Below are 17,420 nucleotides of genomic sequence, written 5' to 3' on the forward strand. Positions count from 1 at the left end.
TGATCCGGTCGCCGACGACGGCGACCTCACCGCGCTCGTCACGCCCCACCGGAGCACCCCCCGCGACCACCCCGGACCGCGCGGTGCGGCTCCGAGCCTCCGGGCCGTTCCGGCCGTCCGACCAGCTCAGGTCCGGCCGAGGACCGAGTCCGCTCCCGTCGTCCGCTCCGGTCGCGCCCGGCAGGTCGTGAGGTAGTCGAGGAACGACGCCTGCAACCCGGTGACATGCGTCTCGCGCAGCACCGCGGCGGTCACATCCGACGCCCGCCCGGTGCGCCGGAGACGGTCGAGGACGACGAGCACGTTCTGCCCGAGTCCACGGTAGACCGGGATGTCGCCGAGCAGCTCGACCTCGTTCACCGTGAGGTGCAGCCGCGCAGCGGACGAGCCCGCGCGGGGCTCCGGAGCGGCGTCGAGCAGGTCGAAGATCCGGCTGTCGGCTGCGATGACGCCGGGGCTCCCCGCTCCGAAGGTCGAGAACGGCGCCGCGCCGCGCAGCCAGGCGTAGAGGGTGAACAGCCCGCCGTAGGAGTAGCCGAACAGCCCGTGCCCGGTGTCGCCGACACCCAGCCGTGTCCGCAGACGGGGGTGGAGCTCGTTGGTCAGGAAGTCGAGGAAGTCGTCCGCGCGGGTGTCGGCGAGCTCGCGGAGGTAGACGTCCACCTGCTCCTGGGACATCGCGCCGGAGTCACGGGCGGCCTCCAGGGTGGACACCATGACCGGGCTGACCGGCTCACCCGGGGGTACGAGGTCGCGGTTGCGCAGGGTCTCCCAGCTCCCGGCGTCGTCGCCCGCGTAGCCGACGCTGACCTGGACGTAGGGGGCCACCGTCAGGTACGGGTCCGCCTGGGTGACGATGAGGGGGGCCGTGAGCCCGACGGAGAAGTTCCCGTCCAGCACGTAGACCAGTGGCAGCGGGTCCGCTGCGGCGGTGTACCCCGGGGGCGTGGTCACCCAGATGCCGTAGCGGCGTCCGTACGACGCCGTGATCTCGAAGTACTCCGTGCCGCCGAGGCAGCCGTGCAGCATGGTGCTCAATCCCGTGTCCTCTCGTGGTGACGATGCCTGCGGCGTGGCGGCCGTCAGCCCATGACGGTCCCCGGTCCCCCCGGACCGACCGGCCGTCGGCGGGAGAAGGCGCCCAGGTCGATCGTGGCCCCGGTGAGGGGTGCGGTGAACCGGGCGGGGGTGGTGTCGTGGTCGACGCCGTTCTCGACGCACTCGATGATCGTTCGCATGAACCGTCCGACGACCGGGGCGTTCTTGAACTGATTCCCGCTGGTCCCGATCGCGACGTAGAAGCCGGGGAGCCCGGTCCGGTCGTAGATCGGGGTCCAGTCGTCGGCGACGTCGTACACCCCGACGACGCCTCGGGCCCGGTTCGGCACCCCGAGGTCCGGCAGCCGCCTGGCGGCGCGGGTCACCTGGGCCTGGAACACCGCGGCCGTCGGTGCCGGGTCCACGTCGTCGGGCGAGTCGACCCAGTCGAACGGGTCGCACTCCGGTTCGGTGCCCCCGACCAGCATGCCGTCACCGACCTCTCCGCGGACGTAGATCCCCAGGTCCAGGTCCGCGAGGCTGGTACCGGCGGTCCCAGACGCGTTGTAGCCGCGGGGCGCCGCGACATGGGCGACCTCCTGACGCAGCGGCCGGGTCCGGACGGTGAAGTCGGACCCGACGCCGGCCAGCGCGTTGACCGTCGCCGACCAGGGGCCCGCGGCGTTGACCACGATGCTGCAGGAGACCCGGGTGCCGTCGTCGAGCCGGACCTCCGACGTCCGGCCGTGCCGGCACCCGATGCCGGTCACCGCGCGTCGTAGGAGGAACTCGGCGCCGTGCCGGCGGGCCGCGGTGGCCAGGTTCTGCGCAGCGAGCTGCGGATCGGACACGTAGCCGGCATCGGGGGTGAAGACCGCACCGAGCCGGGAGCGGGCGTCGGCCCAGAACCGTTCGTCGTCGATCCTGCGGGGCGGCCAGTAGCGACCGTTGTCGATGCCGGGGACCCGCCGGGCCAGGGTGTCGGCGTCCCACTCCTCGTAGGGGATGCCGGCGTCGTCGAAGAAGGGGAGGTAGGTGCTCCGTGGGGCGGCATCGACGTCGAGGGCCGCGAGGCCGGTGCGGACGTAGCGCGCCGTTCCCGCCGGGTCCGCACCGCCGAGGTGCTCGTCCCATCGCTCCCACGCAGCCCTCGACTCCCACGCTCCGGCCACCCCCGCCCACGTGGAGAAGTTGAACCGCACCACCGCGCTGGAGGCGCTGGTCGATCCGTGCCCCACCCCGCCCGCCTTGTCGACGACGAGGACGCCGTACCCCCCACGGGCCAGGTCCAGGGCGATCGACGAGCCGACGACGCCGGCGCCGACGACCACGACCTCCGACCGCACGGACGCACCTCCTCCTGGTCGCACCCGTGCCGCCGCCCCCACGGACGGCTCCGGGCCGGATGCCCGTTCCAGTCTCCATCGCGACCGGGCCACGAACATCGGCGAGCTGACGAACGTCGGGCCGCCGGCGCGCGACATCTGTCGCGGGCGCGCGCCGACGCCGGCGCATGACCCGACCGTCCCGCAGGCGACACACCCGTCCCCTCGACGGCCCGGCCCTGCGACCGGCGGTCTCGGTACGGTTCGGACCGGTCCGCCACCCGGACGCGCCCACCGTGCGGCCGCGACGAGCCCGGAGGAGCCCCATGCCCGACGAGGACCTGCAGCTGCTCGTCGACGACCTGGCCGGGCGGCTGGGGCGGTCGGTGGCGATCGACGATCCGGCGATCCGGCTCCTGGCCGCCAGCAGGCACTTCGGGGACGAGGACCCGACGCGGATCACGTCGGTGCTGAACCGGGCGGTGTCCGAGGAGGTGACCCGCGCGCTGCTCGCCCTCGGCATCGGCGGATGGACCCGGCCGGGCACGGTGGAGCTCGACCTGCCGGGGATCGGGAGGCGGCTCTGCGCTCCCGTGCGGTGCAACACCCTGCTGCTCGGTCACCTGTGGCTCATCGACAACGAGGCGAACCCGCTGACCGGCGCCGAGATCGCGATGGCTGAGGAGGCTGCGTCGCGCGCGGGAGTGATGCTCTATGCGCGTCTGCTGCTGCGCGAGCGGACGAACGTCCGGCGGGAGACGATCCTGCGGGATCTGGTCACATCCGACGAGGAGCTCAGGTCGCAGGCGGTGGACGACCTGCGGGCCGAGCAGGTGTTCGGCGGACGGACGACGGGCTTCCAGGTCGTCGCGGCGCAGAGGGGGCCCGCGGGCACGGCCGGGGGGCCGGACGACGTGGCGGTCGCCGCGGCGGTCCAGGACGGGTTGGCGAGCCTTCCCGACGGGGTCGGGCTGATGGTCGCGACCCGTTCCCGAGCCTGGCTGCTGCTCGCCGTCACGAGCGACCCGGCCCCGCGCCGGACCGACGCGCTCACCCGTACCGTGCTCGCCCGGTTCCGGCAGCTGAGCGGGCGCGACACCCGGTTCGTCGTCGGCGTCAGCGACGTCGTGGAGGAGCTCGACCAGGTCGTCCACGCCCACCGTCAGGCATTCGCCGCCGCACGCGCTGCGCTGTTGGTGCCCTCGCTGGGGGAGGTGGCGAGCTGGGGACGGCTGGGGGTCCACGACGTCCTGCTCCGGCTGCCGGCCGACGAGCTGGCGGCCGCCGCGCGGGTGCCGGCGTTGGAGGCCCTCGACGCCGCGGACGGGCGGCGGGTGCTCGTCACGACCCTCGAGACGTACCTCGACAGCGCCTGCGACGTCCGGCGGGCCGCGGGGCGCCTGTGCATCCACCGGGCGACGCTGTACCACCGGCTCCGACGCATCGAGGAGATCACCGACCACCGGCTCGACGACGGTGACGACCGGCTGACCCTGCACCTGGGACTCAAGCTGCGGGCGCTCGCCGCCTCGTCTGCGTCGCGAGCCGTCGGCGAGCAGCCATGACGTGGCGAGTGCGCCGCGACCGACGTCAGCGCAGGTCCTTCACGATCCTCCCGTTCTGGACGACGAGGACGACCGCGTCGGGATCCTCGAACAGCTCCGGGTCATCCAGCGGGTTCCCGGCGAACGCCACCAGGTCGGCGCGCTTCCCCGGTTCGATCGTTCCCACCTCGTCGGCGATCCCGAGGATCTCGGCGTTCACCCTCGTCGCCGCCTCGAGTGCCGCCTGCGGACTCTCGATGCGGGAACGTAGGAGCAGCTCCAGGCCGCGCCGGTCCTGGTTCGGGCCGATCAGGTCCGACCCCAGGCCCACCCGGACACCCGCGCGACGCGCGGCTCCGACGGCGTCCACCATTCCCTGGTAGGTGCCGTCGAGCCGCGACCGCATGGACTCCGGAAGGCCCGCCCCGGTGGTGCTCTCCGTCAGCAGACGCACGACGGACAGGGTGGGGACGAGCGCGACGTCGTGCGCCGCGAGCAGTGCGGCCGTCTCGTCGTCGACCATGGTCCCGTGCTCGACGCACCGCACACCGGCGGCGACCGCGTTGCGGATCCCCGCGTTGTTGTGGGCGTGCACCGTCACGTAGGTGCCGCGGGCGTCGGCCTCGCCGACGGCGGCGGCGATCTCCGCGACGGTGAACTGGGTGTCGGTCAGCTTGTCGTGGCGCGAGACGACACCGCCCGTCACACACATCTTGAGGAAGCTCGCCCCCCGGCCGAACGCCTCGCGGGCGTTCCTCCGGACCTCGTCGGGACCGTCACCGGGGAGCGCGACGAACCGCAGCCCGAGGATGTCGTGCTGGTGCCACAGCGAGGTCGGTTCCCACTCGGCCGCCTGGTACCCGTGGCCCGCGGTCTGGCAGAGCACCGGACCGCAGTGGATGATGTCCGGTCCGGGGATCTTGCCGCTCGCCACCACGCCCGCGAGTCCCGCGTCGATGCCCCCGGTGTCGCGGACCGTGGTGAATCCGGCGTGCAGCGTGCGGCGGCAGTTCTCGAACATGTCGGCGGCCAGCTCCGCGACCGATATCCGGAAGGCGAGGGCGTCGTCGATGTGGCTGGAGAGGCCGAGATGAACGTGGGCGTCGATCAGTCCCGGGACGACGGTCAGGCCGGTGCAGTCGACGACGTCGGACGGTGGGCCCGCTGCGGCCGGCCGGCCGACGATACGTCCGCCCGCCACCTCGACCGCCCGGCCGTCGATGGGCCCGTCCCCGGTTCCGTCGACGACGGTCGCTCCTACGATTCTCACGGTCGGATCGGCCTCTCGTCGTCGTCACGGAAGGGGGGCCGCACGACCGGGGACGCACGGTCCGCCGCCGTGGGACGCGGTGGGGAGAGCCTATCGAGTTCCTCCTGCGCCGCACCCGGTTCGCGATAGCCGCGCAGGACCACGATCAGCGCCACGACGGCGAGCACGACGACCAGCAGCGGGAAGGCCAGGCCGGAACCGGTGGCCGAGGTGAGCCACACGGCCATGAACGGGGTGAATCCGCCCACGACGACGGTCAGGTTGTAGGCGATCGCTCCCGCGGTGACCCGTACCCGGACCGGGAACAGCTCCGCCACGCAGATGACGGCCGGGGTGATGAGGACCGACAGGGGGACGACGAAGAGCAACGCGCCCAGCAGGGCCAGTGCCGGGGAGCCGGTCGCCCCCAGCAGGAACGTGGGAACGGTCACGACGGCGAGGGCGCCGATGCACGCGATCAGCAACGGCCGTCGGCCGACCCGGTCGGCCAGACCGCCCGAGAGGAGGATCCCGACGATGACGACGACGCCGCCGACGGTGTTGATCGCCAGAGCCGGGCCCGGTGGCATCCCGTTGACCTGCATGTACGCGAAGTAGGCGGTGAAACTGACGTAGACGGCGACGGAGTAGAAGCTGCCGAACCCCAGGTAGAGCAGTATCGCGCGGTGGTTCCGTCGGACCACCTGCCACAGGCTCAGGTGGTCGTCCCCGTGGTCGTCCGACTCGGCCTGCTCGCGCAGGGCGTGGAAGGCGGGGGTGTCGGTGAGCCGGCGTCGGATGTAGATGCCGACGAGGCCGAGCGGGAGCGCCGTGGCGAAGACCACGCGCCACCCCCAGGACTGCATCATCTCGGCGGGCAGTGCGACGGCGAGCAGGGTCGCCACCGCGGATCCGGAGACGATCGCGCAGAAGGTACTGGCGCCCAGGTAGCTGACCGTCCGGGCCCGGCGCCCGGCCGGCGCGTGCTCGTAGAGGAACGCCGTCGCCCCGGCGAACTCCCCGCCTGCGGCGATGCCCTGGGCGAGGCGAGCGCAGACGAGCAGGATCGGTGCCGCGATCCCCACCACCGCGTAGGACGGGATGAGGGCGATGGAGAACGTCGCGATCGACATCATCGCGATGGTGACGTAGAGGATGTGCTGACGACCATGCCGGTCGCCCAAGCGCGCGAGGAGGACGCCGCCGACCGGACGTGCCAGGAACGAGACCGCATAGGTCGCCCAGGTGTTCAGCATCGCGACGGACGGGTCGTCGGCGGGGAACATCGCTCGCGAGATGTAGGCCGCGACCACGCCGTATACCGCGAACTCGTACCACTCGACGTAGTTCCCGACCGCGGCGGCGAGAACGGTCCGGCGACGACCGGACGGCACCTCGACGAGGTCTTCGCGACGGGGCTCCGGAACGCTCATGCTAGGTCCCTTCGTCATCGGCGATCGCGACGACCCTGCGCAGCGCGGACCGACGGCTGAGGGGCCCAGCCTGGTGCGCCCGTCCCGGGCAGAGCAGTGGTCGTCGGTTGCGACTTGTGTGGCCGGGCCGCGACATGTGTCGCGCCCGGTTGCGGCACGGTCCGGCCGAGGGAGGACCAGTTCGCGGCGGTGATCGTGGAACCGGGTGCGCAGCGGCTGTACGCCGAGGGGGGGCGGTGACGCCGGCTGCGAGCGACTCGGCGGAGATCCGAGCCACGGTGTCGCGCCGCTACGGCCGACGCCTGCCGTAGCCGCACCTCCCGCGGTTGAGGACCGCGACGGCACTCCGCACGGAGCCACGAGCGCAGTCGCCCGAGCGGCAAGTTGATCACGATCGTCCGCAGGCGCGCTCCGTCGTGTTCGCTACACGCTGTAGCCGAACGGTCGAGCAGGGCCGAAGGGGATGGCACGGAAGCCGGGGGGTGGAGGGGATTTCTGCCCGCCAGGCCAAAGGGAAAGCTCCCGGCAGCGTCGCTACCAGGGGCTTCTCGGAGCCGCCTTGGGGGGTCGAACCCCAGACCTGCGCATTACGAGTTCTCCCGTCGTGGAACCAACCATGCGCAGGCGGTCCATCCGTGCACGTCAGGCGGAACACGGTGCACATCTGACACCAGCGGTAGACACCTTTGGAGGCCACGAGGGAGGCCACGACGGCCGCTGCGGCACCCCACTCCCACCCTGGATCCTCGACAACGTCACGAGTTCCTGCACCGCACATCGAGCGACCGGACTCTGCGCGCCACGCCGGACGCAGCGCCCTGGCCGCGATGTCGAGTGCGTCGATGAGTTTGCTCAGGCACATCTCGCGGGCGATCGTTGCGTCCTACAGGAACGACACCGTCACTGCTCTGGCCTCCCACCCGGCGCGTGCTGCGCCGGGCCACCGTCCAGTCCCGCTCGCGACCCATCTCCCGGCCCTCCCCTCTCGGCTGGCACAACCCGGTAGGGACAAGATCGTGTTGTCTCTAACCGCCCGTTGCCTGACCAACTGCGAGGCGCCACACACTTCGACGAGTTCCACGGCGCGAAGGTCAGCACGGATACGAATTCCCGGAGCACTGACAAAGTTGTCGTTGAGGTGACCGGGTGGCAGAAACGGCCCGCCTTGGGGCTGCTCAGCCGGTGAGGACGCCGACCGTGGCCGCGACGATGACGGTGTTGTAGAGGAACGCCAGCAGTCCGTGGAAGACCATCTTCGAGCGCATCTCCGTCGACAGCACGCTTACGTCGGAGGTCGCGAAGGTGAAGCCGACGGTGACAGCCATGTAGACGAACTCTGTGAGCGTCGGCTCCGTGCACCCGGGGAACTCGACGTGCTCGACGCCCTTGCTCCGGCCCAGCGCCCAGATCCGGGCGTACCGCTCCGCGTAGCTGAGGTGTAGCACGACCCAGGACAGGACGATCAGCAGGAGCGCCGACGCCGAGTACATCGAGACCAGGGCGTCCATCTGGTCCGGGTCACCGCCTTGCGCGACGAGCTCGGCGGTCGCCTTCTCCCCGGCGTCGCCGGTGAACTGCAGCAGCAGGATGATCGCGTTCATGATGGTGAGGACTGTCGTCGTGACGACGAGATAGCCCAGCCGGGTGTCCTGCAGCCGTCGCGTCCAGTTCACGTCGCCGCGCCGTGCGCGTCGCATCCGGTAGAGCCGGACGCCGATGAACGCGCTGGCCAGGACGATCCACAGCAGCGCGGTCACCTGGTAGACGACGTCGTCGATGTTCTCGTTGACCGACAGGTCGGCGAACATGACGATGGCGACGAGCAGCAGGAGCAGGTCGAGCACGCGCGTGCCCCACGACCCGCCCGTCGCGACGCTGTTGTCGGCAGTCGGTGTCTCGGTAGTGGTCATCTCAGTTCCCTCACCTTGTGAATCGATCTTCCGAGCGGTGCGAGGATCGCACCGCCTCGAGCTCGGCGACGCCGGAACCGGGCGATCGCGCCGGAGCGGTCAGCAGGTAGCGGCGACCACTGGGGTCAGCACGCCAGGTTGGCCGTGGCGAGGGCCGTGAGGTCGGATAACCCGTCCTCGGGCGTGCCCGGCAGGGCCCCGGCGGTGGCTCGCACCCGCTCGGCGATCCCGGCGGCGGCGTCGTACACCGGGTGCTGGCCGACGCCCGGGCCTCCCGCGACGATCACGTCGGCCTGCTTGCCGGGGGACAGGGTGCCGATGCGGTCGTTCATCCCGAGCGCGTCGGCACCGTGGACGGTGGCCCAGCGCAGTGAGTCGAGGCTGGCGGCCACGGCGTCACGGTGGTCGGTTTCGCGCTCTACCGCCTACCTGGGGTTGCAGCTCTAGCCGCGGATTGGGGACCTGAGCTAGCTGACCCCTACTGCGACCGTGCCTGGTTCGAGCGTTGAGGCGGCGTTCCCGCACGCCGGTCCGTTCCTGATCCGGCGGCTGAGTACTGCACTGATCGCCGAGCACTCGGATCGACCTGCTGCGCCTGGCCGGGGCGTTGAACTCGGTACGCGATCGCGTCGCATATCGGCGCACTGACGACTATCACGGGGAATCGCTGCTGGTGAGAGCAGATCCGCCCGAGAGTTGTCCGACGCTGCGGCGACCCTCAGGAGCTCGGCAAGTGGGGCATCCGGTACTGCTCGTAGTCATTCCGCCCGCGTCCGGGCTCGTCGAGCAACCCGACCCGGTGACAGTGGCACCGCCGCCTTGACTCTGCCCCGACGGCACACCTTCCACTGGTACGGCCGCGAGCAACAACCAACCGCGGTCGCCACACCTGTGCCCGCCCGTAGCCGGGGAGCACCCGCCGGACGCCACCGTGGCGACGGCCCGACTAGGAGGACGAGAGTGCCCAGGACACCGACCGGTGTGGCCACACCGCCCGGCGCTGCCGCACCGATGCACCGTGCGAGCGGACGGGCATGAGTACCGTCGCCGGTACGCCGACAGCCCGAGCCGTCGCGCCCGACCTCGCTCGGGGCGCGATGCTGCTGATGATCGCGCTCGCTAACGTCCATCTCTATCTCTACGGCTCCGCCGGGCTGCGTGGCTACCCGGCCGACCTGGGCCTGGCCGACCAGATCGTGGTCGTGTTCCAGATGCTGTTCGTCGACGGGCGGGCCTACCCGCTGTTCGCGATGCTCGTCGGATATGGCGCCGTCCAGTCCGCACGAGGGCGGGAGCCGGGCCGCGCCGTCGGGGTCCTGCGCCGCCGCGGGGCGTGGATGATTGCGATCGGTGCATTGCACGGCGTGCTGCTGTTCCCCGCCGACATCGTCGGCGCCTACGGTTTGCTGCTGCTCCTGTCCGCCGTGGTCGTGGTCCGCGCCTCGGACCGCACCCTGGGAGCGATCGCGGTCATCGGCCTGCTGATCGCAGGCGCGGTCGGGGCGACGTCGGGCCTGCCAGCGGGTCCCGCCTGGCCCAGCATGACGGCGACCGGCCCGACCATGGCCATGCTGCTGCACCTGCCCGAGTGGCTGGGCAGCACGGTCGTCGCAGCGCTCACCACGGTCGGGATGGTCGCCCTTGGCGCGCTCGCGGCCCAGCGCGGCATTCTCGACGAGCCCGGCCGGTACCGCCCGCTCCTGCGCCGAACCGCCGTCATCGGGATCACCGTCGCGGCACTGACCGGGCTGCCGCTCGCGCTCGCAGCCGTGGATTGGTGGCAGCCGACCATCGGACTCGCAATGGTCGCCGGGGTGCTGCACCAGACCGGAGGGCTCGCAGGCGGACTCGGGTTCGGGGCGCTGTTCGGCCTGTTCGCGACGCGTGCGGTCCCGCAGGCGCTGCTCGCCACCGGTCGGCGGTCGCTGTCGAACTACCTCGGCCAGTCCGTCGTCTTCTGCGCTCTGCTGCCCGCCTGGTCGCTCGGGCTGGGCGCCGACCTGACGGTGTGGCAAGCCTCGCTGCTCGGCCTCACGACCTGGCTGCTCGGGATCGCTCTCTCAGCGGCCCTCGACCGTGCCGGACGACGCGGTCCCGCCGAGGTGGTACTCCGCCGACTGACCCACGGCAAACGACCGGCACGTACCGGCTGACCTCGCCTGGACCCACGGGTCCGCCGAACAACCGTCATGCAGCCAAGCCGTGGCGCGGCCGAGCAAATTCGACGACAGGACCGGCGCAATCTCGGTGACATGCCCGTGGCAGGTAACCACAATGAGATGTAAAGGAAAGGTCAAATCATGGGACAGAAGAATTGTTGACTGTGCAGCTCGAACTCGAGAAAGCCGGCCAAGAGTATATCCGCAACCGGAACGAGCTGACACTCACGATCGGCTTGACCCAGAACGGACACCGGTCGATCTTCGCTTTCCGCTCACCGGACGCCCAGTACGTCACGGTGCCGGACGAGCGGACGCTCTACGAGATCGGGTCGTTCTCGAAGGTGTACACGACATCTGTACTCTCGATTCTCGTATCGCAGGGCGTGCTCTCCTTCACCGACACCATCGCTGACTACTTCCCGGATCTGAACATCAGGTCGGAGGTCGGCGAGATCACCGTGTTCGACCTTGCGACGCATACGTCCGGCCTGTCGGGGGACGGCGTGGTACTCGCTCGCATGATCAGCGAGGCGGTGTCGACGGAAGACCCCACGCGGTTCACGTACTACGCCGACTACACCAAAGCTCATCTGGACGAGGAGCTGGAGGCTGCCGAACTCGTCCGGCCGCGTGGTAGCGGTTGGGAGTACTCGCGTACCGGATTATCCGTGCTGGGCCACATCCTCGAAGTCGCATCAGGACAGACCTTCGAATCGCTCCTGAAGCGTCACCTCGGCGACCCCCTGGGTCTCGTCGACACCGCCTACACACTATCGACGGACCAATCCTCCCGATTGGCCCGAGGCTACTACGCAGATGGCACGCCGTCGCCGAACTGGTACTGGGACATCATGCTCCCGCAAGGGGGAATCCGGTCCACCATGGCCGACATGTTGACCTTCATCGAAGCCAACCTCGCACATGACGACAGCGAGCTGACGACGGCCCTGCGATTCGCCCAGGAGACAGAGTTCGAGTGGCCGGCGGGTTCTGATCCGGCGAACACCCCATACGGCAGTACCGCCGGCTTCCGGCAGGCAATCGGCTGGTGGAACCTGGACCATGGCCACGGTCCGGTTAGCCAACACGCCGGAGCGACGATGTCGTACCAGTCCTTCGGCGCTCTGCATCGCAAGTCGGGAACGGGCCTCGTGGCGATGACGTCAAGCGCGGAGAATCTCCAGGACGTCATGGAGTTCCCGCAAATGGGACAACGACTCATCGACTTCGCCGTCGATCGAGCCAGCGCTGTCGACGGCGGGTCCGGAGTAACCCCGTAACGACGGGGCGGGTTCCAGTCAGCGTCGCAACACGGGGACGTCCCGAAGGCTACTGAAAGCGGCCTGCGGGCTGGACCACCCGAGGACCTTGCGAGGGCGGGCGTTGTGCTCGGCGGCGACCTCTTCGAGATGGTCAACGGTATAGACGCTCAGCTCAGTGCCCTTAGGGAAGCACTCGCGGGGCAGCCCGTTGGCGTTCTCGTTCGTTGGGCATTGCCAGGCGAACGCAGATGGCAGAAATAGTCGGCAGACCGAGCGCTGCGGTGACGACCGGGCCGCAGCGTGAACTCGTTGCGGGGGCCCGCGCCCTCGCCGTCTCTCAGAACGTGTTTGAGAAGTCCGTGTGGCGGGAGGGAACACGTGCTTCTGCTGGCGTCGGGCATGCCCGCGATGGCGCGATGCGTCGGGTGGGTCATGGCCTGGACACGGCGCGGAGGCGCCTTTGGTCCCGGGCCGGGCGGCGGTGTGCGCGGCTCAGGAGATCCACCGCTCTCTACAGATCAGCAGGCGTGGGATCGTAGGTCCCCGTCCCAGTGGCTGGTCACGGGGTCAGGCACCGCGGACAGGCAGGCAATGCAGCCAGCCGACGTTAACTACCGGGAACGACGACGAGACGGCTTCGTCGGTCGGGATGGGCCTCTCCGCACCGTAAGGCGGCCGTGTCCGGGTGGTGCGCCGGCCGTGATGTCGACTGGTGTCCGCCCCACCGCCGCCGTGCGCACATCAGATACCGGCGGCGCGGCGCGTGATGTCGCGGACCATCTCGGTGGTCTCCTGGGGGTGCGAGAGGTGCACCGTGTGGAGGGAGCCGGGCCATATCGTGGCGACCGTTCCGAACGCCTCGGCGATGCGCCGATGTGCGGCCAGGCCCGCATCGGTCAGCTCGTTGCCCGGTGGGTAGTCCGCGCTGATGATCGCAGCCGGGATGTCGGGACGCAGACGTGTCTGGTCGAACGTCGCGGCGATGTCGCCCAGCCCTCTCGCGTAGTCGGCGAGGCGCGCCTTGTCGATCTGGAAGCTCCGTCTCATCGCCTCGGCCTGCGGCGGCCGCATCCGGTGGTTCTCGATCTCGGACTCGACCCAGGCGGCGGTGGCCTCGTCGATGTCGGCACGCGCGGCGGGGTCGGTGACGGCCGCTGCGCCGTCCATTAGCGACTGCTCGACCTGGCGCGTGACCCCTTCGGCGTTCACCGGTGTGCCGTCCAGGAAGACGATGCCTGCGACGTCGTCGGGGTAGTCGTGTGCCAGCAGGAGCGCGATCCCGCCCCCGAGGCTCTGTCCGACGACCACGACGGGGCCCATCCCGAGACGCCGGATGAGCGCATGCAGGTGGCGGGTGGCGCCGGCGATCGTGCCTTCGGTGCGTGACGAGCCCGTCCCCGGCCGGTCGTGAACGATCACCCGGGCGCCGGGATCGTCCAGCAACGCCTCGATCAGCTCCGGGTAGAAGCCGTCACAGGTGACGTTACCGCCCGGAATGAGTAGCACCGGCTGACCTGTCTCACCGTAGATGCGTACCTCGTCGTCCACCGTGCTCTCCTCCGTGTGTGCTGTTGCCTGTCGCGTCGGTGGGTCGACGCCCGTCCCGTTCACTGGGGCATGTGTCGCTCGAACCACGAGGCCACCCTGGTCAGGAGATCCGCACGAGCGGCGGGGTGCCGTACGCCGTGGCCTTCCTCCGGGTAGACGACGAGCGCGGACGGCACGTCGTGCAGCCTCAAGGCGCGGTGGAATTCCTCGGCCTGCCCCGGCGGGGTGCACCGGTCGTGCGCTCCGGCGACGAGCAGGCACGGCGTCCGCACCCGGCTCGCGTACGTCACGGGGCTCCTGGTGTGCAGGTGGCCGTCCCCGTCCTGCGGATCGGCCTGCAGGAACTGCAGTCCCCATCGCGCGATGTTCGTCGTGAATGTCTGGCTCGTCCAGTCGGTGACCGGGGACATCGGCACGGCGGCCGCGATGCGCGTGTCCAGCGTGGGGAGCCACGCGGAGAGGAAGCCGCCGTAGCTGCCGCCGATGAGCCCGACACGATCCGGGTCGGCCATGCCGCGGTCGACGAGCGAAGCGATCCCGGCGAGCACGTCGTGCGCGTCGGCGCCGCCCATGTCGCCGACGACGCGCTCGGCGAAGGCCCGTCCGCGACCGCTGCTGCCCCTCGGGTTCGGGCTCAGCACGGCGAAGCCGCGCGAGACGAGGAACGCCACCCAGGGGTAGGTCATGCCCTGCGTCTCGCGGAAACCCCAGACCGGCCCGCCGTGCAGGTTGACCACGAGCGCGAACGGGCCGGCACCGTCCGGGGTGCAGAGAATGCCGTCGATCTCGAGCCCGTCCGGCGCCTGCCACCGCACGGCGGCGGCGGTCCCGGCGATCGAGCGGAGGTGGTCGACGCCGGCGTGACGGTGCTCGTACAGCAGGTCGTCCCGGCCACCCGAGGTACGCACGATCCGCTGCGGCTTGACGTAGCTCTCCTGGATGGTGAGCACGTCGTCGCCGGCGAAGGCCGCCGCCGGATGCATTGACCCGCCGCCGAGGGAGCCCGTGCTCTGCACCTGTTCCTCGGTGGTCCACCGGGTCGTGTCGACGGTGCCGGCGACGCACTCCAGACGCCGCAGGCCCGCGTACCCGAGCCGCTGCGGGTCGATCCACCGCACGTCCGAGACGTCGGCGCCGAGCGTGTCCGGCATGTGGGTCTCGGCGGTGTCGACGTCGACGACGGTGAGCTCGCCGGCGGCGATACCGCGGTCGCTGCACAGCGCCTGCACGACGGCGATCCGACGGCCGTCCGGGGATCCGGTGGGCACGGCGAGCTGGACGTCGCTGGTGAGCAGGGTCCGGACGTCGCCGGTGCCGAGGTCGAGATGGTCGAGCGTCGCCCTGTACCAGGCGTCCTCGTCCGGGGAGCTCGAGGCGATCGCGACCACGGCGTCCGATCCGGCCCAGTCGGCCTCCCAGACGTTCCACCGCTCGGGGCCGACCCGCCGCAGCCCGCCGCTGTCGACGTCGACGACCCACAGCGTCCGCCACGGGACGTCGTCGGAGTCCGAGGTCACCCGGGGCAGCCACGAGGCACGATCGGGGTCGGGGCGTGCGGCGGTCGTTCCCGAGCCCGCCGCGGCGGCCCGGTCGGCTCCCTCGCCGGCCACCCCCAGCAGCAGGTGCCGACCGTCCGGTGACCAGCGCACGTACTCGACCGCGCCGGCCGCCACCGGTGCCGCCACGGCCTCGCCCAGGCCGGTCCGCAGCAGGGCGGCCTGCGCGGCACCGGGTGTCCGGCGGTCGGTGAGGAAGGCGAGCGTGCGGCCGTCCGGTGAGAACCTCGCGCCGTGCGCCGACCCGACGTCGGAGGTGAGCGGCTCGATCGACCCGTCGCGCACCGCGAGGATCGCGGCCCGGGGGGATGCGTCGGGTCCGTCGAGCACCGTCGCGGTCACGACGACCTGTGTGCCATCGGGCGACACCTCGAGGTCGCGGAGCACACCGGGCCGGCCGTACGTCGGCCCGAGGAGCCGGTCGAGGTGCTGCGCGACCTCTGCGTACAGCGGGGTGTCGCGGACGTCGGCGCCCATCCGAGCGTGCTGCTCCGGTCGTTCCTCGACGTCGGGCAGGCTCGTCTCGATCGCCGCCACCCGGTGCGCCGCTGCGAAGGCAGGACCGATCCGGTCGAGCACGGCGGGGTCGCCGTGGAGCGTGAGCGGATCGGCCGGTTCCTCGCCGCGGCGCCGTGCGGTCGCCGCTCGCATCACCGCGGCCCAGGTTCCGCGGTACACGAGGTCGGCACGGGCGGGATCGCCGAGATCGACGTGGACCCCGGCCTCCGGGTCGAAGGTCATCTGCCAACGGACCTGCTCGCCGCCGGGGCCGTCGTCGAGTACGTAGGTGATGCCGTAGCTGCGGTCGAGGTCGCGGCAGACCGCAAGCACGGTCGGCTCGTCGAGCAGCTTCTCGCGCATGATCGCGACGTGCTCGGGGGACATGAACTCCGGTGCGCTCACGCCGCACCTCGCGCATTGATCGACGCGATCCACCGTTCGACATCGCCCGAGGAACGCGGCAGCGCCACGGTCAGGTTCTCGTACCCGTCCTCGGTCACCACGACGTCGTCCTCGATCCGCACACCGATCCCGCGCAGGTGCCCTGGCACGTGCGCATCGTGCGGCGACAAGTACACACCGGGCTCGACCGTGATGACGTGACCGGGCTCGAGCGGCGCCGTCATCCACTCGGTCGCGACCGCCATGCAGTCGTGCAGGTCGACGCCGAGCATGTGGCCGATGCCGTGCGGCATCCACCGGACCGCCGTCTGCGCGTCGGTCAGCTCCCCGGCGACCTCGTCGGTGAGCACGCCGAGCCGGCGCAGACCCGCGCCCACGACGTCCATCGCGGCCGCGTGCAGGTCCCGCAGCGTCGCGCCCGGTCGGACGAGGGCGAGCGCGGCCTCCTGCGCGGCGAACACGACGTCGTAGACGGCCCGCTGCTCGGGTGTGAAGGAACCCGAGGCGGGGAACGTGCGCGTCACGTCCGCCGCGTACCGCTCGGCCCCCTCGACACCGGCGTCGACCAGCACGAGGTCGTCGGCCCGCACCGCACCGTCGTTGCGCATCCAGTGCAGCACCGTGGCGTTGTCCCCGGCGCCGACGACGCAGTTGTAGGCGGGACCGTGCCCCACCGTGCGCGCGTGCCGGGCGAACACACCCTCCAGGTGCGCCTCACCGAGCGCGACCGCCGCCGGTAGCGCCGCGGCGAGCGCCTCGAATCCCGCGACGGTGTCGGCGGCGGTCCGCCGGAGGAGAGCGATCTCGTGGGTGTCTTTCACCAGTCGCATCCGCGCGATCGTGCGCGGGAGCTCGGCGCTCGCATCGCTGGTCGGGATGGCGGCGTCGACGTCGGCATCGAGTCCGTGGATCGCCCGGACGGGGCCGGTGTCGGCGAGCACCCCGGGAAGCAGCGAGAGCGGGAGTACGGGCAGGCCGAGCTCGGCGGCGACGACCGGAGACGGCGTCGGCTGGCCGGCCCAGAACGCGCCACGGTGACCGTCGAGCAGCGACAGCGGATCGCCGAGTGCGGGACGTTCGTCGCGGTAGAGCGTGGACGCTCCCCAAGGGTCGACGACGAGCACCGACCCCGGCTCGTCGTCGCCGACCAGCCAGGTGAAGTCCGAGCCCGGCCGGAACGGATACAGCAGGTCGTTGCACCGGCGCTGCGGACGACCGCTGGGGACCACGAGCCACTCGCCGGGAAACGCGTCCGCGAGCTCGGCCCGCCGACGGGCCCTCGGCTCCGCGCCGGCCCACGGCACCGCACCCGGCGGCGGGGGCGCCCATCCCCCGACGAGCAGTCGCAGCTGGGCGCGGCACATGCCCGGGCGCGCGGTGAGCAGCGCGTCGAGCTCGGCGTCGGTCGGTTCGCACATGGGGTGACCTCCAGTTGAGGGTGCAATGGCGTAGGCGGCGAGCGGCTCGGTGGCGACGCCATTCCGTCGGGT

At 71.1% G+C, this 17,420-nt stretch carries 12 protein-coding genes; 3 read left to right on the forward strand and 9 right to left on the reverse strand.

Features of this window, described 5'->3' with window-relative positions:
- Nucleotides 1-126: 126 nt before the first annotated feature.
- Both DMP17_RS25395 and DMP17_RS25400 read right to left on the reverse strand, forming a co-directional pair.
- Nucleotides 127-1,029, reverse strand: a complete 903-nt coding sequence (locus DMP17_RS25395; RefSeq protein WP_337832729.1) for an alpha/beta hydrolase — start codon at nt 1,027-1,029, stop codon at nt 127-129.
- 53 nt (nt 1,030-1,082) lie between these two features.
- Entirely contained in the window at nt 1,083-2,384 is a 1,302-nt protein-coding gene (locus tag DMP17_RS25400) for an NAD(P)/FAD-dependent oxidoreductase (RefSeq protein ID WP_337830801.1), read from the reverse strand.
- 305 nt (nt 2,385-2,689) lie between these two features.
- On the opposite strand from DMP17_RS25400, the gene DMP17_RS25405 reads away from it, so the two are divergent.
- On the forward strand, nt 2,690-3,928 hold the full coding sequence (locus DMP17_RS25405; RefSeq protein WP_226354278.1) for a PucR family transcriptional regulator: 1,239 nt from the start codon (nt 2,690-2,692) through the stop codon (nt 3,926-3,928).
- A 25-nt stretch (nt 3,929-3,953) separates the two neighbouring features.
- Here the strand turns inward: DMP17_RS25405 and DMP17_RS25410 are convergent, their stop codons facing one another.
- The 4 genes from DMP17_RS25410 to DMP17_RS25425 form a co-directional block, all read right to left on the reverse strand.
- Nucleotides 3,954-5,177 carry a metal-dependent hydrolase family protein gene (locus DMP17_RS25410; RefSeq protein WP_226354279.1) on the reverse strand — a complete coding sequence of 408 codons (1,224 nt, stop codon included), beginning with the start codon at nt 5,175-5,177 and terminating at the stop codon, nt 3,954-3,956.
- Nucleotides 5,174-6,589 carry an MFS transporter gene (locus DMP17_RS25415; protein ID WP_337830802.1) on the reverse strand — a complete coding sequence of 472 codons (1,416 nt, stop codon included), beginning with the start codon at nt 6,587-6,589 and terminating at the stop codon, nt 5,174-5,176. The genes DMP17_RS25410 and DMP17_RS25415 overlap by 4 nt, the downstream gene beginning before the upstream one ends.
- Before the next feature lie 1,175 nt (nt 6,590-7,764).
- Entirely contained in the window at nt 7,765-8,499 is a 735-nt protein-coding gene (locus tag DMP17_RS25420; RefSeq protein ID WP_226354281.1) for a DUF1345 domain-containing protein, read from the reverse strand.
- A gap of 125 nt (nt 8,500-8,624) precedes the next feature.
- Nucleotides 8,625-8,891 (reverse strand): amidohydrolase family protein, encoded by a 267-nt coding sequence (locus DMP17_RS25425; protein ID WP_226354282.1) that lies wholly within the window; start codon nt 8,889-8,891, stop codon nt 8,625-8,627.
- Between the two features lie 642 nt (nt 8,892-9,533).
- Between DMP17_RS25425 and DMP17_RS25430 the strand changes: the two genes are divergently transcribed.
- Complete coding sequence (locus DMP17_RS25430) at nt 9,534-10,652, forward strand: DUF418 domain-containing protein (RefSeq protein WP_226354283.1); 1,119 nt, start codon at nt 9,534-9,536, stop codon at nt 10,650-10,652.
- A gap of 170 nt (nt 10,653-10,822) precedes the next feature.
- Nucleotides 10,823-11,941 (forward strand): serine hydrolase domain-containing protein, encoded by a 1,119-nt coding sequence (locus DMP17_RS25435; RefSeq protein ID WP_337830803.1) that lies wholly within the window; start codon nt 10,823-10,825, stop codon nt 11,939-11,941.
- Nucleotides 11,942-12,664: 723 nt separating this feature from the next.
- Here DMP17_RS25435 and DMP17_RS25445 read toward each other — a convergent pair.
- The 3 genes from DMP17_RS25445 to DMP17_RS25455 are packed head-to-tail and all read right to left on the reverse strand — an operon-like array spanning nt 12,665 to nt 17,348.
- The gene (locus tag DMP17_RS25445; RefSeq protein ID WP_337830804.1) at nt 12,665-13,471 is read right to left on the reverse strand and encodes an alpha/beta fold hydrolase; all 807 of its coding nucleotides are present in this window, start codon (nt 13,469-13,471) and stop codon (nt 12,665-12,667) included.
- Between the two features lie 59 nt (nt 13,472-13,530).
- Nucleotides 13,531-15,930, reverse strand: a complete 2,400-nt coding sequence (locus DMP17_RS25450; RefSeq protein WP_337830805.1) for a S9 family peptidase — start codon at nt 15,928-15,930, stop codon at nt 13,531-13,533.
- Nucleotides 15,927-17,348: an aminopeptidase P family protein gene (locus DMP17_RS25455; protein WP_337830806.1), complete on the reverse strand. Its 1,422-nt coding sequence runs from the start codon at nt 17,346-17,348 to the stop codon at nt 15,927-15,929. Before DMP17_RS25455 ends, DMP17_RS25450 begins: the two co-directional genes overlap by 4 nt.
- Nucleotides 17,349-17,420: the final 72 nt, after the last annotated feature.

This window comes from Pseudonocardia sp. TMWB2A (assembly GCF_017312135.1).

What these genes read in the sequence shown, in the direction of transcription:
- DMP17_RS25430 (WP_226354283.1), top strand. Translation starts at nt 9,534, where the DNA reads ATGAGTACCGTCGCCGGTACGCCGACAGCCCGAGCCGTCGCGCCCGAC.
- DMP17_RS25405 (WP_226354278.1), top strand. Translation starts at nt 2,690, where the DNA reads ATGCCCGACGAGGACCTGCAGCTGCTCGTCGACGACCTGGCCGGGCGG.
- DMP17_RS25395 (WP_337832729.1), bottom strand. Translation starts at nt 1,029, where the DNA reads ATGCTGCACGGCTGCCTCGGCGGCACGGAGTACTTCGAGATCACGGCG.
- DMP17_RS25455 (WP_337830806.1), bottom strand. Translation starts at nt 17,348, where the DNA reads ATGTGCGAACCGACCGACGCCGAGCTCGACGCGCTGCTCACCGCGCGC.
- DMP17_RS25420 (WP_226354281.1), bottom strand. Translation starts at nt 8,499, where the DNA reads ATGACCACTACCGAGACACCGACTGCCGACAACAGCGTCGCGACGGGC.
- DMP17_RS25415 (WP_337830802.1), bottom strand. Translation starts at nt 6,589, where the DNA reads ATGAGCGTTCCGGAGCCCCGTCGCGAAGACCTCGTCGAGGTGCCGTCC.